Annotated in this window: 22 protein-coding genes; 10 read left to right on the forward strand and 12 right to left on the reverse strand. The window is 51.9% G+C overall.

Going from position 1 to position 24034, the window contains the following annotated elements:
* Positions 1-136: 136 nt before the first annotated feature.
* Both H8Z83_RS05075 and H8Z83_RS05080 read right to left on the reverse strand, forming a co-directional pair.
* A complete protein-coding gene (locus H8Z83_RS05075; RefSeq protein ID WP_187014048.1) occupies positions 137-1129 on the reverse strand; it encodes a cadherin-like domain-containing protein in 993 nt (330 codons plus the stop codon).
* A gap of 125 nt (positions 1130-1254) precedes the next feature.
* Complete coding sequence (locus H8Z83_RS05080; protein ID WP_187014049.1) at positions 1255-2445, reverse strand: FtsW/RodA/SpoVE family cell cycle protein; 1191 nt, start codon at positions 2443-2445, stop codon at positions 1255-1257.
* 371 nt (positions 2446-2816) lie between these two features.
* Here H8Z83_RS05080 and tsaE point away from each other — a divergent pair, with 371 nt between their 5' ends.
* The 5 genes from tsaE (at position 2817) to ygfK (ending at position 9253) form a co-directional block, all read left to right on the forward strand.
* On the forward strand, positions 2817-3242 hold the full coding sequence (gene tsaE, locus H8Z83_RS05085) for a tRNA (adenosine(37)-N6)-threonylcarbamoyltransferase complex ATPase subunit type 1 TsaE (protein ID WP_187014050.1): 426 nt from the start codon (positions 2817-2819) through the stop codon (positions 3240-3242).
* The gene (gene tsaB, locus H8Z83_RS05090; RefSeq protein WP_187014051.1) at positions 3239-3943 is read left to right on the forward strand and encodes a tRNA (adenosine(37)-N6)-threonylcarbamoyltransferase complex dimerization subunit type 1 TsaB; all 705 of its coding nucleotides are present in this window, start codon (positions 3239-3241) and stop codon (positions 3941-3943) included. Before tsaE ends, tsaB begins: the two co-directional genes overlap by 4 nt.
* A gap of 36 nt (positions 3944-3979) precedes the next feature.
* Positions 3980-4609 (forward strand): uracil phosphoribosyltransferase, encoded by a 630-nt coding sequence (gene upp, locus H8Z83_RS05095; RefSeq protein WP_187014052.1) that lies wholly within the window; start codon positions 3980-3982, stop codon positions 4607-4609.
* 316 nt (positions 4610-4925) lie between these two features.
* The gene (gene ssnA, locus H8Z83_RS05100) at positions 4926-6269 is read left to right on the forward strand and encodes a putative aminohydrolase SsnA (protein ID WP_187014053.1); all 1344 of its coding nucleotides are present in this window, start codon (positions 4926-4928) and stop codon (positions 6267-6269) included.
* 32 nt (positions 6270-6301) lie between these two features.
* On the forward strand, positions 6302-9253 hold the full coding sequence (gene ygfK, locus H8Z83_RS05105) for a putative selenate reductase subunit YgfK (RefSeq protein WP_187014054.1): 2952 nt from the start codon (positions 6302-6304) through the stop codon (positions 9251-9253).
* A 182-nt stretch (positions 9254-9435) separates the two neighbouring features.
* Here the strand turns inward: ygfK and H8Z83_RS05110 are convergent, their stop codons facing one another.
* The 10 genes from H8Z83_RS05110 to H8Z83_RS05155 all read right to left on the reverse strand — a co-directional run bounded on the left by H8Z83_RS05110 (position 9436) and on the right by H8Z83_RS05155 (position 17445).
* Complete coding sequence (locus H8Z83_RS05110; protein ID WP_187014055.1) at positions 9436-9987, reverse strand: histidine phosphatase family protein; 552 nt, start codon at positions 9985-9987, stop codon at positions 9436-9438.
* Positions 9988-10058: 71 nt separating this feature from the next.
* Positions 10059-10490: a hypothetical protein gene (locus tag H8Z83_RS05115; protein WP_187014056.1), complete on the reverse strand. Its 432-nt coding sequence runs from the start codon at positions 10488-10490 to the stop codon at positions 10059-10061.
* Positions 10491-10592: 102 nt separating this feature from the next.
* Positions 10593-12284 (reverse strand): recombinase family protein, encoded by a 1692-nt coding sequence (locus H8Z83_RS05120; protein WP_004849806.1) that lies wholly within the window; start codon positions 12282-12284, stop codon positions 10593-10595.
* A gap of 38 nt (positions 12285-12322) precedes the next feature.
* Positions 12323-12508 carry a hypothetical protein gene (locus tag H8Z83_RS05125; RefSeq protein WP_004849804.1) on the reverse strand — a complete coding sequence of 62 codons (186 nt, stop codon included), beginning with the start codon at positions 12506-12508 and terminating at the stop codon, positions 12323-12325.
* A gap of 270 nt (positions 12509-12778) precedes the next feature.
* Positions 12779-14119: a virulence-associated E family protein gene (locus tag H8Z83_RS05130; protein ID WP_009321442.1), complete on the reverse strand. Its 1341-nt coding sequence runs from the start codon at positions 14117-14119 to the stop codon at positions 12779-12781.
* A complete protein-coding gene (locus H8Z83_RS05135) occupies positions 14004-14744 on the reverse strand; it encodes a CHC2 zinc finger domain-containing protein (protein WP_179138631.1) in 741 nt (246 codons plus the stop codon). The genes H8Z83_RS05130 and H8Z83_RS05135 overlap by 116 nt, the downstream gene beginning before the upstream one ends.
* Before the next feature lie 47 nt (positions 14745-14791).
* Complete coding sequence (mobQ, locus tag H8Z83_RS05140) at positions 14792-16264, reverse strand: MobQ family relaxase (RefSeq protein WP_187014161.1); 1473 nt, start codon at positions 16262-16264, stop codon at positions 14792-14794.
* A gap of 2 nt (positions 16265-16266) precedes the next feature.
* The gene (locus tag H8Z83_RS05145; protein WP_024726898.1) at positions 16267-16584 is read right to left on the reverse strand and encodes a DUF3847 domain-containing protein; all 318 of its coding nucleotides are present in this window, start codon (positions 16582-16584) and stop codon (positions 16267-16269) included.
* 286 nt (positions 16585-16870) lie between these two features.
* A complete protein-coding gene (locus tag H8Z83_RS05150) occupies positions 16871-17074 on the reverse strand; it encodes a hypothetical protein (protein WP_004614949.1) in 204 nt (67 codons plus the stop codon).
* 146 nt (positions 17075-17220) lie between these two features.
* Positions 17221-17445 carry a helix-turn-helix domain-containing protein gene (locus H8Z83_RS05155; RefSeq protein ID WP_008368839.1) on the reverse strand — a complete coding sequence of 75 codons (225 nt, stop codon included), beginning with the start codon at positions 17443-17445 and terminating at the stop codon, positions 17221-17223.
* Positions 17446-17822: 377 nt separating this feature from the next.
* Here H8Z83_RS05155 and H8Z83_RS05160 point away from each other — a divergent pair, with 377 nt between their 5' ends.
* The 5 genes from H8Z83_RS05160 to H8Z83_RS05180 all read left to right on the forward strand — a co-directional run bounded on the left by H8Z83_RS05160 (position 17823) and on the right by H8Z83_RS05180 (position 23949).
* Positions 17823-18788 carry a hypothetical protein gene (locus tag H8Z83_RS05160; RefSeq protein ID WP_436231644.1) on the forward strand — a complete coding sequence of 322 codons (966 nt, stop codon included), beginning with the start codon at positions 17823-17825 and terminating at the stop codon, positions 18786-18788.
* Between the two features lie 69 nt (positions 18789-18857).
* Positions 18858-19541 carry a response regulator transcription factor gene (locus H8Z83_RS05165; protein ID WP_187014058.1) on the forward strand — a complete coding sequence of 228 codons (684 nt, stop codon included), beginning with the start codon at positions 18858-18860 and terminating at the stop codon, positions 19539-19541.
* On the forward strand, positions 19538-20569 hold the full coding sequence (locus tag H8Z83_RS05170; RefSeq protein ID WP_055056215.1) for a sensor histidine kinase: 1032 nt from the start codon (positions 19538-19540) through the stop codon (positions 20567-20569). The genes H8Z83_RS05165 and H8Z83_RS05170 overlap by 4 nt, the downstream gene beginning before the upstream one ends.
* Before the next feature lie 122 nt (positions 20570-20691).
* A complete protein-coding gene (locus tag H8Z83_RS05175) occupies positions 20692-21357 on the forward strand; it encodes an ABC transporter ATP-binding protein (protein ID WP_055056216.1) in 666 nt (221 codons plus the stop codon).
* Positions 21358-21372: 15 nt separating this feature from the next.
* Positions 21373-23949: an ABC transporter permease gene (locus H8Z83_RS05180; RefSeq protein ID WP_187014059.1), complete on the forward strand. Its 2577-nt coding sequence runs from the start codon at positions 21373-21375 to the stop codon at positions 23947-23949.
* The last annotated feature ends 85 nt before the right edge of the window (positions 23950-24034 follow it).

Consider the following 24034-nt stretch of genomic DNA (forward strand, 5'->3'; position numbering starts at 1 on the left):
GTAATTATAGTAGTTTAGCACAAACCCCCGCTGAATACAATATGAACTTTTCCCCCGGTTCTGTTCAGACGCAAGCAGCCTGCCCGAATGGGCAGGCTGCTTGCGTCATTTTGTGGGTGCGTTCGCCCTTGCGGGGTCAGGACTTTTTCAGCAGACCCAGCAGGCCGGTATCCTTCTCCCCTCTCAGCAGGGTTCCCGCCGCTGAGAGCATCCGGGCCGCATCGGCACGGGTCACTGCCGTTTCCAGGCGGTCACTTCCGAAACTGCCCACGCTGAGGACATTCAGTGCTTCCATGTTCCCCACAGCCTGCGCCGCCCAAGAGGGTACCGCCTCCCGATCCGCGAACCAGACCTCTAACTCCACGTTCCCCAGATCCAGCACCCGGTTCAGCACCGTGGCGGCTTCGCTGAAGGAGATAGGCTCCTCGCAGGAGAATACCGCCCCGTTCTCCGTGGGCTTTCCACGCAGGATGCCCTCCGCCACGCCGGCGGCGGCATAGCTTTTCGCCCAGGTGGGGATGGCGTCATCATCCCGGAAGCCGGTCATGGTGACGTCCGTCACCTCCGCGCCGGCGGTCTCCAGCACCATGGCCAGAAATTCTCCACGGCTGACGGTCCGGTCCGGCTCGAAATACCACTTATCTCCGATCTTCGCCCCGGTGAACACGCCCCGCTCCGCTAAATCCTGCGCGGCGGTGGCAGTGGCCTCGCCGGTGTCCGCGTAGGTAACGCCGGAGCGGGTCTTTTCGATGGTCACGGTCACGGTGGCGGGCAGGGACACGGCCCCGGCGCTGTTGGCGGCGGAATAGGTGAAGCTGTCCCCTCCGGCAGCGTTCTCCTTGGGCGTGTAGGTGAAATTGGCGCCCTCCACCGTCACGGTCCCCTTCTTGGGCTGGGTGACGATGGCAAAGGTCAGCTCCCCGCCGTCAGGGTCCGCAGCCTCCAACTGCCCCAGATAGGGGATGCCCCGGTAGGTGCGGATCTCCAGGTCCCGGGCCGTGGGGCCGTTTTCAGGAGAGACTGCCTCCGGCTTGCTCTTTCCGAGGCCGAATAACGCCTGCGCGCTGCCTGCCAGCAGCAGCGATGCCATCAGGACCAAGGCCATGCCGCGTTTCATGCGGATATTCATGATGAAAACCTCCTGTCAGTTCGGATATACCGTATTGATACAGAGGTAGTGTTGTCGAAGAGCCGGAAAAATATGTGAACGGGCCCGATGGAAAAAACCGGAGCGCTGCGCGCCCCGGTTTTCAGTCAATATACCGCGTTGGAGCCTAAGGGCCGTCCCGGACGGCGGCGGACCACCGTCCGCTTCTTGATGCCGGAGACGAAGCCCATGGCGGCGAACAGGGTCACCACCGACGAGCCGCCGTAGCTGAAAAACGGCAGTGTCAGGCCGATCACCGGCATGATGAACAGGCACATGCCGATGTTGATGATCATTTGAAACATCACCATGGAGGCGATCCCCACGCAGACGTAGGTGTGGAACGGCTGGGCAGCCCGCCAGCCCACCACCAGTACCCGGATGATGATGGCCACCAGCAGCAAGATCGACAGCGTGGCTCCCACGAAGCCCAGTTCCTCACCGATGACGGCGAAAATCAGGTCCGTGTGCCGGGCCGGAACGGAGCCGACCCCCGCCTGAGACTGTGTTCCATGGAGATACCCCTGTCCCCAGAAGCCTCCGCCGCCGATGGTCAGCAGGCTTCGGGTCTGCTGCCAGCCTGTATGCTGGACATCGTAGCTATGGTCAAACAGAACGATAAAGCGGTTGAGCATATACTTTTTGGAATCCGGTACCAGATCAAAGGCTATGATGCCTCCGATGACGGCCCCCGACGCGCCGAAAAGCAGTGCGAACCACCGCAGGGCAAAGCCCGCCACGAAGGACATCACCACGAAGATCAGCAGGAACATCAGCGCATTTCCCATATCGCCGGAAATAACAAAGTACAGTCCCGCTATCCCCAGCGTATGACCGCCCACATAGAAGGCGGCGGAAAAGGACCTCAGATCCCGTTTTTCCTCCCGGAGCCATTGGAGCTGCCAGGCCAGCAGGATGATGAAGGTGATCTTCACCACCTCCGCCGGGCCGATGCTCACCGGCAGAAAGGGGAATTTCAGCCATGCGGTATTGCCGGTATCGTCGCTGACGCCGAAGGGCGTTTTCAGCAGTAGGATAAACAGCACATCGAACGCCGCGATCCACTTCCACCGCTTAATGAGCATTTCCAGATCGATCATGGAAATGCCGAAATACACCACGATGCCGATGAGCAGTGCCGCTGTCTGTACGATGATCTTCCGGTTATCGTTGTTGTACCGGGTGGCGCTGTAAATCATGGCGATGCCGAACACCGACGCGGCGCAGCAAAGCCCCAGCAGAATCAGGTCCGCCTGCTGGATGATCTCCAATATGGTCTCTTTCAGTCGCTTGAACATAGCTGCCTCTTGCTTTCATACGGAAAAAAATTGCTTACATAGTGAGACTGTCAATAAAGTGGTAAATCCTCCGCAACGGTAAGGTAGGGCAGCCGTTAGCGGCTGTGCCGCTTTACGGATGCTGCATACCCCTTGCGGGTGAAGGGTGTGCGCGGGAAACCCAAGAAGGGTGTCTCGTGCCATTAAAATTCTAAGTTTTCAGAACTTTTATAAAGTTCTGGAAACTTGCTCAGCGGGGCGAAAAAACTTTTTCGACACGCTGATAGTATACCACACAAAAAGGGACCTGTAAACTTGTTGAATTTTGTTTTTACATTTTCTGTCGGACGTGCTATAATGTGATGGATTACGTGCAGCAAGGGAGGGTGTCCATGGAATTTCACAGTCATAACGAAGCGGAGACGGAAGCCATCGGCGCCCGTCTGGCCGCCGTGCTGAACCCCGGTGCGGTGGTGGCGTATTTGGGGGATCTGGGTATGGGCAAGACTGCCTTCACCCGGGGACTTGCCGCGGGGCTTGGCTACAAGGGCCGGGTCACCAGCCCCACCTTTGCCATTGTGAATGAGTACGAGGGCGGCCGGCTGCCTCTGTTCCACTTTGATATGTACCGTCTGAACAGCGCCGATGACCTGTTCGACATCGGCTGGGAGGATTATCTCTCCCGCGGCGGCGTCTGCGCCGTGGAGTGGAGCGAAAACGTGATGGACGCTCTGCCGGAGGACACCGTCTGGGTCCGCATCGCCCGGGAGGGGGATACCGGCCGCAGCATTACCATAAAAGGAGTGGAGCTTCCATGAAAATTTTAGCCCTGGAGACCTCCGCCAAGGCGGTATCCGCCGCCGTATCCGAAAACGGACGCATTTTGGCCGCAGGGTATCAGGACACCGGGCTGACTCACAGCCGCACCTTGATGCCCATCGTGGAGCACATCCTGAAAAATACGGACTTGAAGCTGTCCGATATGGACGCCATTGCCGTGGCTGTCGGCCCCGGCTCCTTTACAGGCATCCGCATCGGCGTTTCCGCCGCCAAGGGCCTTGCCTTTTCCGTGGACAAGCCCGCCGTGGGCGTGTCCACGCTGGCTGCCATGGCCCGGAACGCGGCCTTTTTCGACGGGCTGATCGTCTGCGCCATGGACGCCCGCCGCAGTCAGGTCTATAACGCCAACTTCTCTGCGGAAAACGGCGTCCTCACCCGGCTGACCCCGGATCGGGCCGTCTCTCTTGACGAGCTGGCGGAGGAGATCCGAAACGATCTCCAGCCCATCACCTTAGTGGGTGACGGCGCGCATCTGGTATACGCCCGCTTTACGGAGCAAGGCATCCCCTGCCGTATGGCTCCCCCCCACCTCATCATGCAGAACGCCACGTCCGTGGCGCTGGAGGCAGAGGCGTTAGCCGCTCAGGGCAAGCTGGTCTCCGCTCAGGAGCTGGAGGCTTTCTACCTCCGGCCGCCGCAGGCGGACCCCCTGAAAAAGAAACCGGCGCCGATTCAATAACGTCTTCAATTTTTTGATATAGAGGAGAACAGAATTATGGGTAAAGTAGTCATTATGGATCATCCCCTGGTGGCCCACAAGCTGACCATCATGCGGGACAAGAACACCAGCGTCAAGGATTTCCGGGAACTGGTCAGCGAGATCGGTATGCTCATCACCTATGAGGCCACCCGCGATCTGCCCATGACCACCAAGCACATTGAGACCCCCATCTGCGAGATGGACGCCCCCACTCTGGCCGGCCGCAAGTTCGTAGTCGTCCCCATTCTCCGGGCCGGTCTGGGTCTGGTGGACGGCGTGCTGCGGATGGTTCCCGCCGCCCGTGTGGGCCATATCGGTATGTACCGGGACGAGGAGACTCTGGAGCCCCATCCCTATTTCTGCAAAATGCCCAAGGACGTTGCCGAGCGCGACGTGCTGATCGTGGATCCCATGCTGGCTACCGGCGGTTCTGCCGCAGAGGCCATCGGCGAAATGAAGAAGCGGGGCTGCAAGCACATCAAGCTCATGGTCCTCGTGGCCGCTCCCGAGGGCATCAAGTTCCTGCAGGAGAAGCACCCCGACGTGGATATCTATGCCGGCGCTCTGGACGATCACCTGAATGAGAAGGGCTACATCGTCCCCGGTCTGGGCGATGCCGGCGACCGGATCTTCGGCACCAAGTAAATCTGTTCTTTTTAAGATCACGACAGCGAAAGCGGGAGCCATCGGCTCCCGCTTTTTTCCATTTTTTATTTGCTCTATCCAACTTTCTGTCTCCAGGCCGCAGATTTTTCTTGCATTTTTCCCCGCTGTCCTTTACAATAGGGTTACAAGTACATAACTGCAAAGCAAGACAGCTGCAACGGAGTGCCATGCGCACGGGCTGACACCTGTCTCCTTTGCGCGGCAGGTGTTTCGGGAGACCGGAGCGCCTTTTTCTTTTATCCTTTTTCGCAAATCATTTTCAAATTTCCAATATTTTCTCAAGGGGGGACGTATTATGACACTTGTTACCAACGGACGGCTCATCACCCGCGACCCGGAGGGTCAGGGCTACTACGAACACGGCGCGGTGGCCTACGAGGGCACGAAGATCGTGGAGATCGGCGAGGAAGCCGCTCTGAGAGCCAAATACCCGCAGGCGGAGATCATCGACGCCAAGGGCGGCGTGATTATGCCCGCCCTCATCAACGCCCACACCCACATCTACTCCGCTTTGGCACGGGGCCTTTCCATCGTGGGCAACAATCCCACCAACTTCTATGAGGTGCTGGACGGAACGTGGTGGGCCATCGACCGCCATCTGATGATGGACGGCACCCGGGCCAGCGCCACCGCCCTCTACATCGACTCTATCAAGCAGGGCGTGACCACCATCTTCGACCACCACGCCAGCTACGGTGAGATCCCCGGCACCCTCCACACCATTGCGGAGGAGAGCAAGCGTCTGGGCCTGCGCTCCTGCCTGTGCTACGAGGTCAGCGACCGGGACGGCGAGGAAAAGTGCTTGCAGGCCATCCAGGAAAACGCCGACTTCATCACAGAATGTGAAAAGAACAAGGAGCCCATGCTCTCGGCCATGTTTGGCGGCCACGCGCTGTTCACCATTTCCGACAAGACCTTTGACCGCATGGCCGCAGCCAACAATGGCCGCACGGGCTACCATATCCACGTCTCCGAGGGCATGAACGATGTGTACGACAGCCTGCAGAACTACGGCCGCCGCCCCGTCCAGCGTTTGCAGGACCACGGCATCCTCGGCCCCAAGACCATTCTGGGTCACTGCATCCATGTGAACACTGCCGAAATGGAGATCATTCAGGAGACCGGCACCATGGTGGTGAACAATCCCGAATCCAACATGGGCAACGCCATCGGCATCTGCCCGGTGATCCAGCTTTACAAGCGGGGCATCCTGCTGGGCATGGGCACCGACGCCTACACCAACGATATGCTGGAATCCCTCAAGGTGGCCCTCTGCTCCCAGCGGAGCCAGAACTGCCTGCCCAACGTCGGCTGGTGCGAGGTCACGGATATGCTCTTCAAGAACAACGCCAAGATCGGCGAGAAGTACTTCCCCGACACGCTGGGCGTATTGAAGGCCGGGGCCGCGGCGGACATCATCGTGATGGACTACAAGCCCTACACCCCCTTCTCCGATGAGAATATCGACGGCCACATGATCTTTGGCATGACGGGCCGCCAGTGCCAGACCACCATCGCCGCCGGTAAGACACTCATGCTGGATCGTCAGCTGGTGGGCATCGACGAGGAGGCGGAAAACGCCCACATTCTGGAGGCCTCCAAGAAGCTGTGGGGCGATCTGAACCACAGAACGTACTAAAACAAAAGTTATCATCATAATGAGGTGTGAATATGTCTGAGTTAATGACCCCCATTTCCTTCCGGCAGCTGATGACCTGGATCACCGCTGAATATGACCGTGAAGGCTCCGTGTTCGGCGTTCATCGCCCCTTCCATCCCAGCGGCAAGACCCTGCCCATTTTCGGAGAGACCATCGAAACGCCCTTCGGCCCCGCCGCTGGCCCAAACACCCAGCTGGCCCAGAACATCGTGGCAGGCTACTTCGGCGGCGCCCGGTTCTTTGAACTGAAAACCGTTCAGAAGATGGACGGCGCCGAGCTGGCCGCCTGCATCAACCGCCCCTGCATTCTGGCAGAGGACGAGTGCTACAACTGCGAGTGGTCCACGGAACTGACCGTCCCTCAGGCCTTTGAGGAATACGTAAAGGCGTGGTGCGCCTGCAAGATCATGTCCAAGCTGTACGGTCTGGGCGTTCCCAACGGCTTTGTGTTCAATATGTCCGTGGGCTACGATCTGGAGGGCGTCAAGGGTGAGAAGGTGGACACCTTCCTGAACGGCATGATGAACGCCGCCGAAACACCTATCTTTCAGGAGTGCATCTCCGTTCTCCACGAGCTGTTCCCGGCGGAGAAGGACGCCATCGACGCCATCTCCCCCCGGATCTCCCGCTCCGTCACCCTCTCCACCCTCCACGGCTGCCCGCCGGAGGAGATCGAACGCATCGCCACCTATCTCATTGAGGAAAAGGGGCTGCACACCTTCGTCAAGTGCAACCCCACTCTGCTGGGCTATGAGACCGCCCGCTCCATTCTGGACGAGATGGGCTATGACTATATCGCCTTCGATGACCACCACTTCAAGGAAGATCTGCAATACAAGGACGCCGTCCCCATGTTCCACCGTCTGGAAAAACGGGCCACGGACCGGGGTCTGGAATTTGGTCTCAAGCTGAGCAACACCTTCCCCGTGGACGTAAAGGCCGGAGAGCTGCCCAGTGAGGAAATGTACATGGCAGGCAAGAGCCTGTTCCCCCTGACCACCACCATGGCCGCGCGGCTGAGCCGGGAATTTGACGGCAAGCTGCGGCTGTCCTACGCCGGCGGCGCCGATGCCTTCAACATCGACAAGCTGTTCACCTGCGGCATCTGGCCCATCACCATGGCCACCACGGAGCTGAAGCCCGGCGGCTACCAGCGCTTCACACAAATCGGCGAAATTCTGGACAAGCTGGACTTCGCCCCCTTCGGCGGCGTGGATGTACTGGGTATCGACGCACTGGCCCTGTCCGCCCGGCGGGATAAGTACCATCTGAAGGACATCAAGCCCCTGCCCCGGCGGAAGCTGCTGGAAAAGGTGCCTCTGATGGACTGCTTCACCGCTCCCTGCGAGGGCGGCTGCCCCATCCGGCAGGACATTCCGGAGTATATTGAGCTGTGCCGCAAGGAAAAGTACACCGAGGCGCTGGCCCTCATCACAGAGAAGAACGCCCTCCCCTTCACCACCGGCACCATCTGCGCCCACCGCTGCCAGACCAAGTGCACCCGGAACTACTATGACGATCCCGTTCAGATCCGGGCTACCAAGCTCATCGCGGCGGAGAAGGGCTATGATGACCTGATGGCCTCTCTGAAAAAGCCGGAGCCTGTCACCGACGGCCGCAAGGTCGCCATCATCGGCGGCGGTCCCACCGGCATCGCCGCGGCCTACTTTCTGGGCCGGGCCGGTATCCCTGTCACTGTTTTCGAGCAGAGCCACAAGCTGGGCGGCGTGCCCCGTCTGGTGATCCCCGGCTTCCGCATCAGCGAGGAGGCCATTGAGAAGGACATCGCCCTCATGACGTTCTACGGCGCCGAGGTAAAGCTGAACACCCCCGCTCCCTCCGTCAGCGAGCTGAAGGCAATGGGCTACACCCACATCTTCTTCGCCGTAGGCGCGGGCAAGGCCGGTCAGCTGGACATTCCCGGCAACGTGGTGCCGGTGATCCAGTGGCTCCGTGACCTGAAGGCCGGGAAAGAGGTCTCTCTGGGCCATGTGGCCGTGGTGGGCGGCGGCAACACCGCCATGGACGCGGCCCGCGCGGCTCTCCGTGCCGGGGCCAAGACCTCCACGCTGGTCTACCGCCGGACGAAGAAGTATATACCCGCCGACGCGGAGGAACTGGAGTTGGCCGTAGAGGACGGCGTCCGGTTCCTGGAGCTGGTGGCTCCCGTGGAGCAGGCCAACGGCAAGTTGAAATGTGAGGTCATGAAGCTGGGCGATCCCGATGAAAAGGGCCGCCGCAGCCCCGTCCCCACCGGGGAATTCACTGAGATCGACTGCGATACGGTGATCGCCGCCGTGGGTGAGCGGGTGGACAGTGACCTGTTCACCGCCAATGGCATCGAGGTCAACACCAAGGGCATCCCCGAATTCCGCACCAATCTGGAAAACGTCTTTGTGGGCGGCGACGCCATGCGCGGCCCCGCCACCGTGGTGGAGGGCATTGCCGACGCGCAGTATTTCGCCAACGCCGTCATCGGCAGCGTTCCCACCGTCAACATTCCCGATGACGCCCACGCCACCCGTGACGAGGCCATCGCCCGGAAGGGTGTCCTCTGCCCGCCCAGGGCCGGGTGCGAGGGCGAGCGCTGCCTGCACTGCAACACCGTCTGTCAAGTCTGCGCCGACGTCTGCCCCAACCGGGCCAATGTGGTCATCACGCTTCCGGACAGCCGACATGAGATTCTCCATGTGGACCGGATGTGCAATGAGTGCGGCAACTGCGCCGTGTTCTGCCCCTATGATTCCGCTCCCTACCGGAACAAGTTCACCCTGTTCCTGACCCGCGAGGGCTTTGACGAGAGCACGGAGAATCAGGGCTTCCTGCCGCTGGAGGGCCGCAAGGTCCTGGTGCGGCTGGACGGCAAGGTCTTTGAGGCCGATCTGGACGGACAGAATCAGCTTCCCGCCGACGTGGAGGCCTTCATCCTGACGGTTCTAAAGGACTACGCCTATCTGCTGTAATTCTCCCGGCCAAGCAGTTTGTTTCCTTGCAAAATAAATCGTTTGCAAGCAGATGCACTTTACAGCTAAACGCCGGATTATCAACTCCTTAACCGACCGATACGCAAAAAAAGGCCCGCCGCATGATTCATGCGGCGGGCTTTTTCATCATGTACTGGCAAACTGCGGTCACAGGGAGGCGCTCAAAGCAGCCGCACCAGCTCCGCGTTTTTCATCTTCACGCTCCAGAAGTCCTTCACGGGGATGTCCTTGATCTGGCACACAATGCTCGCGTTCATGGCACCGTGGCCCACGATCAGGATGTCCTTTCCCTGCCGCAGCTGCGGTTCGATCACTTCTTTCAAAAATGCCCCCGTCCGGGCATACAGGTCCTTCAGGCTCTCGCCGCCCTCCACCGGGATTCGATAGGTCTCCGGGGCAGCGAACAGCTGGTAGATGGGGTTGTCCGGGTTATCCTGAAAGTCCGTTGTGCCCTCGCAGATGCCGAAGCCCATCTCCTCCAGCCGGACGTCCGTGATGATGGGGATCTCCCGTCCCCGCAGCACGATCTCCGCCGTCTCCACGGCCCGGATCAGCGGCGAACAGTAACAAACATCAATATGCGTATCCCGGTAGGCAGCTGCGGCCTGCTCCACCACGGGCCGTCCCGCCTCGCTGAGAGGCACATCCGTTTTCCCCTGCAGCTTGTGTTCCATATTCCACACGGTCCTGCCGTGGCGCATGATATACAGCATCGTTCTTCAAACCCTTCCGTTTTCGTTCATAGCCTTTTTATGATACGCGGAAACGGGACGGAAGTCAATGCTTATGCGGATGCGTCCCGGTTCTTCTCCCCCAGTTCATCCAGCTTGTGATCCACGGCGTCTTCAAACCGCTTCATCACGCCCTTTTGCCACAGGCCCGCCAACAGCGAACCGATGGCGATGACCAAACACAGCCGGAACAGCCACTCCAAGTTGTTGCACTTCAAAAAGCCTGCCAGGCCGCGATAGATCCGGTCCGCCGGCTCCTGATTTCCCGCGATCACTGTGGACGCGACCATATATTCCGCCGGGAATATCGACGAGAAAATTCCAAGCAGCAGCAAGCCGAAGCCGGACACCCCCAGCGGGATAGCCCATGGCAGGACGCTCTTCCGCAGCTTTGGCGATGGTGCGGTTCCGCCACCTTCGCTGCCGGTCGGAGCGCCGTCGGTCAGGTTTTCCCAGCCTTGGCTATCATCCAGCAGCCAGTCCAAGCTGACGCCGAAGCGCTGCCGCAGCTTTAGGAGGTTCCCCGCATCGGGCAGAGCCGTGCCCGTTTCCCTTAATTAAAGATATTGTTGGGTAAAAAAGAAAGGTCAGTCGATTTTGCCGATGAAGCGGTAGTAGATTTCTACTTCCTGCTCACGACTTCCGTCCTCGCCCTTGACAGCTTCGTGGACGGTTATTTTTTCAATTAGAGTGTTCAGAAGTTCGGCGGTCAGCTCCACAGGGTTGACATACTGTTTCATTAGGGCAATCCACTTTTCAGCATCCGCTGCGGTCTGTACGGCGGCTTCCATCGTTTCGTGAAGCTGTCTTATTTTTGTTTCAAGTTCCTTTTGCTCGTTCTGGTACTTCTCGGACAGCATATTGAAGTTATACTCGGTTATGCGTCCGGCAGACCAGTCCTCATACATTTTAGCAAACAGCCCGTCAACCTCGGCTTTACGCTTCTCTGCCTTTTTCAGCTCCGCAGCCTGCTTTTTCTTCGCAGAGTTTCTTTCCCTGTCGCTGGCATTGAGTAGCCGTTTCAGCAGCTTGTCCTCGTCTTTCTGTACCATCATAGACCAGTATTGCAGTCTTGCAAGCACATAGGCATACAGTACATCATAGCGGATATAGTGCATGGAACACTGGCGTAATCCCTGTCCGTACTTACTGCAATGGTAGTGTGCATAGGGATTTTTGTTCTGGCTGTTTACACCATAAGCCAATGACCATCCGCAGTCCGCACATTTTACCAGCCCGGAAAATATCTGCGTTGTGCCATTCTTCTGTCGTCTGCGTCTGCTTGCAATCAGCTCCTGAACTTTTTGGAACACTTCTTCGGAAATGATGGCTTCGTGGGTATTTTCCACACGATACCATTCTTCCTGCGGCTTCCGCACCTTTTTCTTGTTCTTGAATGAAATGTTGCTCTGCTTGTTGTGAACGCTGTGACCGATGTAGGTTTCCTCTTTCAAAATGCTCTTGACCTGTGCTATCGTCCACGCATAGGCTTTTTCTGCGGGCGCACCGGCGTAGATATTGGCGAAAGTCCCATATCTTTCATAGTTCAGCCAGCCGGGGGTAGGTACTTTTTCTTCCACCAGAATCCGTGTAATGCTGGCGGCACCCCTCCCGTGTACGGCAAGGTCAAAAATCTTCTCTACAATCCAGCGTGTTTCCGGGTCGATCAGAAGATGACCTTTTTTGTCCGGGTCTTTTACATAGCCCAGCGGTGCATAGGCTCCATAGTGTGCGCCATTGGCAAATCTTGTGTGCATGGCAGCCTTGACCTTTTTGCTGGTCTGTCGGGCGTGCATTTCATTCAGGATGTTTAAGAACGGGGCAAGCTCGCTTTCTCCGTTGATGGTGTCCACATTGTCATTGATGGCAATGTAGCGTACTCCCTTGCTGGGGAAATAGATTTCCGTGTACTGACCGGTCAGGATATAGTTTCTTCCCAGACGGGATAAGTCCTTTGTGACAACGCAGTTGATTTTCCCGTCCTCGATGTCATCAATCATCCTTTGGAAACTTGGACGCTCGAAATTTGTCCCGCTCCATCCGTCGTCAATATACTCGTCTACAACGGTCAGCCCATGCTCTGCGGCATACTGCCTAAGCATCATGCGCTGGGTCTGGATACTGCCGCTTTCCCCCTGTAATTCATCGTCACGGCTCAATCTCAAATATAGTGCAGTGTTATAAATCGTTGTATTGTATGGTTGTTTCACGGTTAAAAATCCTCCTTCTAAAAGAAACAACCCACGCTTATACAATACTCGCTGGTACAAGTATATCATAAGCGTGGGCTGATTGACAGTCGTTATTCCGTATTTTTTCAGGAAGCGGCGGCAGCGTGCTGGATCACATCTTCCAGCAGGCTGTCAAGCGGCTTCCCATCCTGTGCGAAATGCTCCGATACCTTGATACGGACTTTCCCCATGACAAAATACTGGGTGCCGTCTTTTTCGGTAAGCAGGGTGCCGCTGTTTTTGTTATTGCTCTCGTTTTTGCTTTTTGCCATAGGCAGTTACCTCCATAAATGAAATATGCCCGACAAGGGAATGTCAGGCAGGTGTACAGCCGCAGACTGTCTCCGTGTCAACCAAACCGTGTCAACCGGCAGAAAAGACTTTGAAAACAATCCATAGGCGCTCTATTATTACTTTTTACTTTTTCTTTGATTTCTTGGTTGACATGGTTGACAAAGGAGAGAAATGCCCCAAATATCAGGCTTTTCCCCGTCAACCGGCTGTCAACCAAAGCGTCAACCAAACTGTCAACCGGTGGCTTTTCAGAATGGCAGTTCCATTTGCCGGGCTTCTTCTTCCGTGATTTCCTGAAAACCGTCCCCCTCCGGCGGAGCTTGGTTGACACGCTCCCAGCCTTTTTGAGAACCGTATTTCTTATACCGCTTCGGGCTTTTGTAGGCTACCCAGCCCTGTATGATGCCGCCCGCAATGCCGGTATTCATAATCTCGCAGATTGCCCGTGTCTCCCAGTCTGCCGGGGAATTTAAGTTCCCCAGTGCTTCCTCATAAAGCTGCTTGGAGCATACCCTGTCGCCGGTGTAGTCCTCCAAATAGGCGTAGATCATGCCAGCTTGTGTGTCTTCCTGCATAAAGTCCTGCTGGTGGGCGTTCAGGTATCGGTTCATTTCCATACTGAATGACAGCTTATACTTCCCACTGCGGTAAACCGTCATGGCTTCCGCCCACATCTGTTCGATATACGCCCTCGCCGCCGCTTCATCATCCAGTATGTGAACCTCCGCCCGTTCCGGGTACACCGTCACGGGGAGAAAGCGCCGGTTGCCGGTGCGGTCACGGGGTAAAAAGTCCTGCCGGTTGGTCGTCCCTCCGAATACACATTGCCGCAGCCGGTCTGCCGGGTGTGTCTCATACGGCACCTTGTAGGTTTCTTTCTGGCGGCTTAAGAATGACTTGATTTCCTCAATACTCTTGGCGTTGGCTGTGGCAATCATCTCCGACATCTCGATAATCCAATGCCCTTGCAGCTTGCGGTACACATTTTCATCGTCCAGCTTCTTCAAATCGTCTGAAAACCATTCGTCCCTGCCTGCCAGCAGCCGGAAAAAGGTAGATTTCCCGGCTCCCTGACCACCAACCAGACAGAGCATGACCTCAAACTTGCTCCCCGGTCTGAATACCCGCCGGATGGCTCCCATCAGGAACAGTTTCAAGGCTTCATAGGTGTATTCGTCCGTATCGGCTCCCAGAAAGTGATGCAGGGCGTAACGGATGCGCTCTGTGCCGTCCCATTGCAGGCTGTTCAGGTAATCCCTGACTGGATGGTAGCGGTTTTCATTGGCAACAATCTTGATGGCGCTCTGCACCTTTTTCTCGCTGGTAAGCCCGTAATTTTCTTCCAGATACAAAAGCAGGTAGTTCATGTCCATGTCGGTCAGCGTGGTACTGGTGCGCTCCCAGCCCAGCGGCTTCACAATGTCAATCTGCTCCGTCAAAAGGTTCAGGCGCAGCGCCCCGCGAAACAGAGGGTCACGCTGGAACACCGTCAGGCAGTTTCGGATGCTGTTCTTCACGCCGCCTTTCTGCGTCCCCTCTAATGTTTCCCGGATTTCTGCCGGTGTCTGCGCCGGTTCCATTGTGTCCATCGTCCTTTTGACCGCTTCCTGCGTTTCCGGCGGCAAGCTCTGAAATTCGCTGTTCAAGCCGCAACACCTCCTTTCCCTGTGCGGCGATCAATGCCGCTTTTTCTTCTATTTCTCCGTATAACAAAATATCCAAAAGGTATTCTGTGTAGCTTATCCTCTGCAACGCTTCCACAAAAAGAGGATGCCAGATGGCATCCTGCGGCTGTGGGGCGTGTGCTGTTTTCCAATGCTCCAGCAGGCGCAGATAATCGCATAGCACCCGTAAACAATACCGTTCCGTTTCCTGAAATCTCTGCTCCGCTGATTTTTGTCGGGGCTGTGACCTGTTGTGACGCTTCCTATCTGGCGACGCATTGCCGGATTTCTCATAGGAAACGCCGAAGTCCTCCGCAAGCCTGACCGCAGCTTCCCGTTTCCCCAATCCATACAGCAAAGCGGCAAAGTCGATCACATCCCCGGAAGCCCCGCAACCGAAGCAGTAAAAGCGGCTGTCCACTTTCATGCTGGGCGTGCGGTCATTGTGGAATGGACAGCAGACCATGCCATTTCTCCCCACCCGGATTCCATAGAATGAAGCAGCCTGCCGGGTGGTAACAGACTGTTTCACCGCTTCAAATACATTCAAATGCTCCCTCCATAAAAATACCGGTAGCGGTAAAGCTGCCGGTTATATCATAGCTCCATCTCATGTTTCTTTCTCTGTACTTCCTGTGGCTGCTCCCTCCGGCGCAGTGCGGTATCTACGGCGTTCTGCACCTGCCGCAGCCGTATGACTTCCTCCCGGAGTGGCTTGTGCTGCGGAGACAGTTCGGCATACTCTGTTTTTAACTGTGCATATTCCTGTTTCCATGCTTTCAGGGCAATGGGTTTTCCGTCCAGTTTTTCTTTCAGAATACGGCGGGCGGCATAAAACAGCCGTAACTCCGCATCGTGGGATGTTTCAAATTTCTCCCTCTGTTTCTTAAACTTGATATTGTTCAATTCCGTATGGACAGGTTTTAGCCGCTGGTAATTCTCGCCCTCCCGTATCAATTCCTGCAATTCCTTTATCCGGGCAGATTTCTTTTTCATGGAGCCGCTTAATGCTTCAAATTCTTCACTGACAGAGGAAAGACGCTCCTGCAAATCCTCTAATGTGAGCAGCTTGTTTTCCGTCAGATAATTGACGGCTTCGGCAAACTGCTTTAAGTTTCCGGTTCTGGCTTTATTGCTCCATGCCCCTGCGTTGCACTGGTTGTAATAAGCGATCAGCAGGTCGGCAAGGCTCGGTGTCTGCGGTTTGGAAAGTTCTTCTTTTACCTCTGCCATCCAGACAAACAGGGCTTTGATCTTCTTCCTCACATCCTGCATGAGCCGGTTGGTGGCTTTAATCCAGCGGTTCAGTTCCCCTTTCTCGGTGCGGATGCCCTTTGCTTCCATCTGCCGGACATTAGCTCCCTCGTGGACAGTAGGTATCAGGTCAAGCCCCTGCCGCACATAGGAACGGTGGTCGATACGCACATCCAGCCCTTTTTCCTCAAATTTTGTATTAACGGCAGCCGCCCACTGCTCCCGCCAGTGTTCCAGCGTTTCCGGCTCATGCCAGTCTGTTGTATGGACAGCGTTAAACATATAATCGCCGTTTTTATCCCGGATTCGGTTTCCATCTTCATCAAGAAGATATTCCCGCCGCTGTTTTTGTCCCCATGTGCCATCCGGGTTCAAAGGGCGCATTGTTGTCATCACATGGAAATGCGGGTTTGGGATACCGCCGTCCTCTTTCTCCGGGCTGTGAAAAGCGAGGTCAGCAATCATGCCTTTTGCCACAAACTGCTCCTGCACGAACTTCCTCGCCAGCTCCATGTTTTCTTCCAGCGTCAATTCATTCTGCATGGCAATATCAAAGGAATAGGCAAGCTGTGCTTTTGGATGTTTCTCGCAGCTCTCCACAGCATTCCAGAGGGTCGCCCGGTCAAGATATATTTCCGGCGCATGGGGCGGCAGCATGATTTCCGAAGCGATCACGCCGCCCTTTTTGGTGTAGTCGCTGACTTCTCCATAGTAGCTGCTGTAAAGGCGCTCCCCGGCTCGGTAGGCTGCGCTGGCAATGGCGCTCTGACCGGCGCTGCGCTTTATCTGTGCGATTGAAAAATGATAAAGTGCTATCCTTAGTCACCGCCTTTCTCCTGCCCGGAAATACGGGCGTGGTTCTCTGTGGCAGACCGGATGAAATGCTCCGCCTGCGGCAGATTCAAAATGCTTTCCATGAGGGAATAAAATTCCGTTTCGGTCAGCTCCTTTGTCTGTGGCGCAATGCTCTCAATAGCTGCCCCACGGGTAATCAGCCGGTGCGTCCTCTGTTTCCGGGAACCGCTTTCCAGATACGCCTGCCGGTTTTTCAAACGCTGCATTTTCCGTTTTTCCCGTTCCAGCAGGACAGTGGTTTTTTCATATTCCTGCTTTAACTGTTCCAAAGATTTTTCCATGTTCTCACATCCTTTGCTGATAAGATAAAGAAAGACCATCCGCAGACAGTCTGTGTGTCAGTGCTTCTATAAAACCCGATGAAAAGGGAAAAACGCAGAGCGGATTTCTCTTTTCGGCGGGTACACAGGGGATAGCCGCTTTAGCGGCGCAAGGGGGTGTAGCCACCTTGTCGGAGCGAAGCGAACGCAGACCTCGGATTGCTGATTTTATCAGCGGCAGAGGTAAGCTCCGCAGGACGCACGATACATGGTCTTTAGACTATGTATAGAAGTGCGCCCTTAGTTCCTAAGGGATTTTGCCGTTTCCGGCAGTCTTGTCCTTTTTCTTGGAACGCTTGGAAAGATACTTCGGGCAGTCAACCACAACCGCCCGGAAGCTCTGTTTACATTCGTGCTGGCATTTCCGGCACAGTTCGTTGTAAGTGATACGGCTGCGGTCATTTAAGAAGAAAGACCATTCCAACCGCCGCTTGTTACTCATTCTTGCCATAACCGGCTCCTTTCTCCGTTTCTATCTGATGTACGCAGATAGGCTGTTTTGATGTAGCGTCTCGGTATCATTTTTAAGGTTTTTTCCCTCTGTATGCCCCTTTGGAAAGTGCGGCAGTATTGCAGTCAGGGAATGATACCTCACGCTTATTTGTCGCTTCTCGGTACGGTTTCGGAGCCTTTTGCCATCCATTCAAAGAAAGCAATTTTGCTGACCTTGATAAGCCTCCCCCTGCGGAACGCCGGAAAGCCGGGGGTGTGTACCAGCTCATAGGCGCTCGCTCTTGAAATTCCCATAATCCGCTGAATGTCCGCCACATCCAGAACCAGCGGTAAATCCTCGTAGCTGTTCAATCTCTTTTTATCGTTCATTCTGTTCCTCCCATAAATCAAATAGGTTAAAATGCTTCCTGTTGCCGTTCTCCCCAAAAGCCGTTTTCCTGCCCCATTCCTGCGGTGTTTCCCTGCATTGGTGCGCCGAATGCGTCACTTCTCCTGCCGGTCATATCCCTTTTGGACGGTCATTCACTTGTCAAGGTACTGTGTGGCACGAAATTACCAACTGCAATCATCATAGCGGACTATCCTTGACAAAACAATACTTCTGCGATACCATGAGTGTAACGGATATAACTAAATTATATAATTACCATAAACAAAGGCAGGGGATAGGGATGGAGAATCAGTTTATACGGCATGAGCCATGTTTTGAGAGGATTTTGTTTGTCCTGACGCTGGACAGGAAGAAAATGAAAGAGCGGATTTTGATTGGGGAAGAACAGCAGATCCGCTTCCGTCTGAACGGGAGCCAAAACGCAGAGGTGCTTTGTGATATGACACGCCCACTGGGAACTTTTTTGATAAACTTTGAGCGTGACACGGACAGAGACTGGAACTTATACGGGCTTTCTCCGCTGCGGCAAGCTCTCCACTCCAACCGATGGAAACAGCCGGAGCTGGAGCAGGCGGCAAGCGAATTTCTTTGGGAGAAATATCTTAGCAACGACCCTCTGAAAATGTATGTGGCGTTCCGTATCTGGAACAGCTATCTGCTTGCCAGAGAACCTCGTGACCGTAACGCTGCCTGTGACCGCTTCATGGATAAAATGAGCAGCCTGACCGGGGTATTCCATAACGAAGCCATGAGCTTTGACAGAGAAACAGGAAAACCGAAACATTTTCAAACTGGCAGCCTTTATTTCAAAGGCGCACCGTCAGAAGATACCCGGCTTGACCTCTGGTTCCCGGACAACCGGCGCACAGAAGAATGTGTGTCTGCCTATGCGTCCCTCTACCCCTTGATTACCTATTATCTGAACAGGCTGAATGACTGGGGGCTTTGCTTCCGGCAGTGCAAGGTCTGCGGGAAATATTTTCTGGCAAAGAGCCAGCGGTATGAGCTGTGCAGCGACAAGTGCCGAAAAGTACAGGCGCTTCAAAACAAGCGGGAATTTGACGAGAGGGCAAGAGAAAACAACTATGACCTGCTTTATAAAAATGAATGCCAGAACTGGCGCAACAAAATAAACCGAGTAAAAAATACCGCAGGCTTTCCGGCTGACCGTCTGGAAAAAATACAGGTTGCCTTTTCCGACTTTAAGAAAGAAGCCTTGCAGAGAAAAAAGGCTGTAAAAACAGGAACAGCCAGCCCGAAAGAATTTACGGACTGGCTGTATCTGCAAAGTAATGTAATTGTGGAACTGACAGAATACTAAATTTTTTTCTCGTTGTGAGGTTTCTGTGACATTTTGCTGATACTATAAAAAGAAAAAGGATGTGATACTATGCGAATACTGGTTGTTGAAGATGACCAGCTTTTGAATAAGACATTAAGCTATAATCTGTCGGCTGTCGGATATTCCGTGGATGGGGCTATATCAAAGGCTGTTGCCATAAGATTTCTTGAAAAACAGGATTATGATTTAATCGTTTTGGATGTCAATCTGCCAGATGGGAACGGGTTTGATATATGCCGTGAGGTAAAAGAACGCCGTCCTGATACCGCCGTGATTTTTCTAACCGCAAATGATATGGAAAGCGATATGCTGAAAGGATTTGAATTGGGCGCAGATGATTATGTAACAAAGCCCTTTCCTATCAGCGTGTTCCAAAAGAAAGTATCTGCTTTACTGAACCGCATTTCAGCACAATCCGGCGGAGATTTCTACGATGATGGGAATTTGTATATCAATTTTTCCGAATTATCAGCGTGTCTTGCAGGACAGCCGATTACCCTTACATCATTGGAATATCGTTTACTAAAAGTGCTGACAAGAAATTCTCAAACTGTCCTGACCCGGCAGGTATTGCTTGAAAAGCTGTGGGATATAGATGAAAATTATGTGGATGAACACGCACTTACCACAACGATCAGCCGCATCCGCAGTAAAATTGAAACGAACCAGCATTCCTACATCAAAACCGTTTACGGTATGGGCTATATGTGGATTGGAGGAGCGCAAAAATGATTTCAAAAAAACTCTCCTTAAATAAAGTCTGCATAATACTGGCAACTACCATTTTACTTTTATCCGTGGTCATGTTTTCGGTTCTATATATCCTGACAAAAGAAATGTCTGTGGTATTTTGTAGCATGGCGTTCTGTCTGCTTTTTCTGCTTTGTGTTACTGTTTTTGTGATACTGATACGGCGAAAGCTGACTTTGTTTTCTGAAATACTTTGCTGCACCTTAGACGAAATGATGAATGGAAAAATAGATATATCACAGGTTGCCGAAGAAGAAAACCTATTTTATAAAATCAATCATCGGCTGGTGCGTCTTTATGAGGTTATGCAGGAAAGCAAAAACAGCGTTGCCAGTGAACGAGCTGACTTACAGGAATTGATTTCCGATATTTCTCATCAGGTAAAGACACCGATAGCAAACTTAAAAATGGTAAATGCCACCTTATTAGAACAAGAAGTGCCATCGGATAAACAGCGGGAATTTCTGCTTGCCAGTGGCACACAGCTTGATAAACTGGATTTCTTAATGCAGGCTATGATAAAAACATCCCGGCTTGAAACGGGTGTTATCTCACTTGAAAAGAAACAGCAGCCCATTTATGATACTCTTGCTATGGCTCTGGGTGGTATCTTTCTGAACGCTGAAAGGAAGCACATACAAGTTGAAGTAAACTGCCCGGAAACATTGGTTGTTTCCCATGACCGCAAATGGACGGCAGAAGCCCTATTTAACATATTGGATAATGCAGTTAAGTACACGCCGGAGTACGGTTCTATCCGTGTTTGCGTTGAAAGCTGGGAAATGCACCTGAAAGTCAGCATCACTGATACCGGCAAAGGTATTCCCGAAAACCAACAGGGAGCAATTTTTAGGCGCTTTTATCGGGAAGAAAATGTCCACGATATAGAGGGAATCGGCATTGGGCTGTATCTCGCAAGGGAAATTATTAGCTTGCAGAACGGTTATATACAAGTAACTTCTCAAGTAGGAACAGGCTCAACATTCTCCGTTTTTCTTCCCCATGAATAACCTGTTTTTTTGAAATGTCACAGGATTGTGACATTTCAGGGCAATTTATTATGTCGGCTGTGACATTTCTGTGAGGATTGCCCTTTATAATGAAGCCATCACAAGAAAGGATGGTGTTCTCTATGAGCATTTTAGAAACAAAAAACTTGAAAAAATACTATGGCACCGAGCCGAATATCACAAAAGCTCTGGATGGTGTAACTCTCACTGTCGAACAGGGAGAATTTGTTGCCATTGTGGGAACTTCCGGCAGCGGAAAATCCACATTGCTCAATATGATGGGGGGCTTGGATGTTCCCACTTCCGGTAATGTAAAGGTCAAGGGAAAAGATTTGTCAGGGCTGAACGATGAACAGCTTACGATTTTCCGCAGACGCAATATCGGTTTTATTTTCCAGAACTATAACCTTGTTCCCGTTCTCAATGTATATGAAAACATTGTTTTGCCCGTAGAATTGGATGGCGATACAGTAGATAAAAATTTCATGGACGAAGTTGTGCAAATGCTGGCACTCGGCGATAAGCTGCAAAATATGCCGAACAACTTATCCGGCGGTCAGCAACAGCGTGTAGCGATTGCTCGCGCCCTTGTCTCAAAGCCTGCCATTATATTAGCCGATGAACCAACGGGCAATCTTGACAGTAAAACAAGCAGCGATGTATTGGGACTGTTGAAAGTAACAAGCCAGAAATTTCATCAAACGATTGTGATGATTACCCACAATAGCGAGATCGCCCAGCTTGCAGACCGTATTGTCCGCATTGAGGACGGGAAAATTGCAGAATAAGGGGGGGCAAAAACTATGAATGATATTTTATTTGGAAATAGCAATCGCCCTGTTATCAAAAAATTATCCAACCGTTATTTCAAAGCAGGAAAGAGTAGAAATATCATTGCAATTATTGCAATCGCTCTAACTACTATACTCTTTACAACCATTTTTACATTAGGCTCTGGTTTGATAGATACCGTTCACGACCAAAATATCAGAAAACAAGGTGGCGACGGTCAAGCGGTTTTGAATTATATAAGCGATGAGGTTTTTGATAATATAAAAGGCAATGAGATGATTGAACAGATTGCCTATACAAAGGCAGTGTCTTATCATATCAATAATCCCGGACTGGAAAAATGGCGTGCTGATATGTGGTTTATGGACGATACTGCTTTGAAGTTTGCACGGTATGAGCCAACAACGGGACACCGTCCTGAAGCAGAGAATGAAATTATGGCTGATACCAAAACGCTGGACGCACTTGGTATTCCTGCTGAAATCGGAGCAACCGTAACTTTGGACTATCAAATTAAAGGGATTTCATATTCAAAGAATTTTGTACTATGCGGATTTTGGGAAACAGACAGCCTAAGTAATATTGGACGACTTATTGTTTCTAAAGCCTTTGTTGACAATAATTCTGAACTTTTAACATACACCTATCCCGAAGATAATGACTATTCCGGCGTAGTCGCCGCTTATGTTATGTTTCATGGAAACGGAGCTATCGAATCAAAATTACATCAGCTTCTTGCTGAAACGGGCTATACTTGTGATACTATGGGCGGAAGTCCATCAGATGACAATTATGTGATCGCTCGTGTTAGTCCTGCATATCAAGGCAGTAACTTTTTAGAAAATCCAGCTTTATTGATTTCGGGGATTGTTGGCATACTTTTAATTATGATAACAGGGTATTTGATTATATATAATATTTTCCAAATCTCTGTCATTCAAGATATTCAATCCTACGGACAGCTTAAAACTTTAGGCACAACAAAACGACAAATAAAGAAACTTATCAGCAAACAGGCTATGTTACTTTCCTTTATCGGTATTCCATTCGGCTTGCTAATTGGTTTCTTTGTTGGACGAGCATTAGTACCATTTTTAATGAACGGCACAGTTTATGCTTCGGACGCAGGAGTAAAAGTAACTGCTAATCCAATTATTTTTATCGGAGCTGCTTTATTTGCACTTGTTACAGTGATTATTAGCGTAAATAAGCCTGCCAAAATAGCAGGTTCAGTATCGCCTATTGAAGCAATCCGCTATACCGAAAATGACGCAACAGCATTTCAAGGCAAAAAGACGTCTAATAAAAAGTCTATACATGGAGCCAAAATTCATCGCATGGCATTATCAAATCTTGGTCGGAACAAGAAACGTACAATTTTGGTTATTATTTCTATGACTTTGAGTTTGGTATTGTTCAACACTGTATTCACACTTGCAAGCGGCTTTGATGTGGAAAAATATGTAGAGAAATTTGTAAACAAGGATTTCATCATCTCTACTGCGGATTACTTCAATTTTAAGTTTGGAAATAGCGACAGCAAAAATGACCTTTCCACTTCTTTTATTGAAGCAGTTAAGCAAAATCCGGCATTTGATGAGGGTGGCGAGTTATATACTACAAAGATTTTGGAAGAAGCATTTTCTGTCGAGAATGGAGTTACCTCAAATTATAACAAAGACGCTGAGGGAAATCCTTTGGTTCAATTATATGGAGCAGATGATTTTTTACTGAACTCAATGGATGTTATAGAGGGAACGATTGATTGGGAAGCATTAAAATCCGGGAACTATGTACTGTATGCCCTGACCGCTGATGACAATGGAAACATTATTGATGACCCTAATATTCATGTTGGCGATACACTTCACTTCAATCATGTACAAATGAACGGACTTTCCAGTAGTATAGATAATAACTTTGACTGCAAGGTTATGGCAAAGGTGCTAATCAATGAAAACACCGATACGATAAGAAGTACCGGATTTGCAAAGTTCTATATGCCGACGGATGTTTTCTTACCTCTTTGCGAGCAACCTCATTTGGTTAGCTTCCCATTCAATGTAGTTGACGGTATGGAAGCTGATATGGAGGAATTTTTGAGCAGCTATGTTGAGGACATTGAGCCGAGTATGAATTACGACTCTAAACAAACGTATATCAATTCCTTTAATGATTTAACCTCTCTGATTATTACCATAGGGGGAGCGTTAAGCATTATCATTGGCTTAATAGGAATTACAAATTTTGTAAACTCTGTTCTTACCAGCATTATTACACGAAGAAAAGAACTTGCCATGCTTCAAAGTATTGGTATGACAGGAAAACAGCTAAAGAAAATGCTGTCATTTGAGGGCTTATACTATGCTGCGGGAACAGTTGTTACGTCAATCGTATTTGGTTCTCTGGTATCGGTTATCATTGTAAGAGCAATTTCAAATAGCATTTGGTTTTTCACTTATAAATTTGTTATTTTCCCTATGTTTGTTATCTATCCATTTTTGATTGCGCTAACGGTTATTATTCCGGCAATCATATATCGAAAGATCGCAAAAACAAGTATTATAGAACGGCTTCATCAAAACTAAATAATATAGAAAAGCTGGAAGCAAAATTAAGTCTGCTTCCAGCTTTTTTGTATTTGCTATTGTATGTGGTTGACTAAGGAATATT

The organism is Dysosmobacter segnis (assembly GCF_014297285.1).
Taxonomy (GTDB): Bacteria; Bacillota; Clostridia; order Oscillospirales; family Oscillospiraceae; genus Oscillibacter; species Oscillibacter segnis.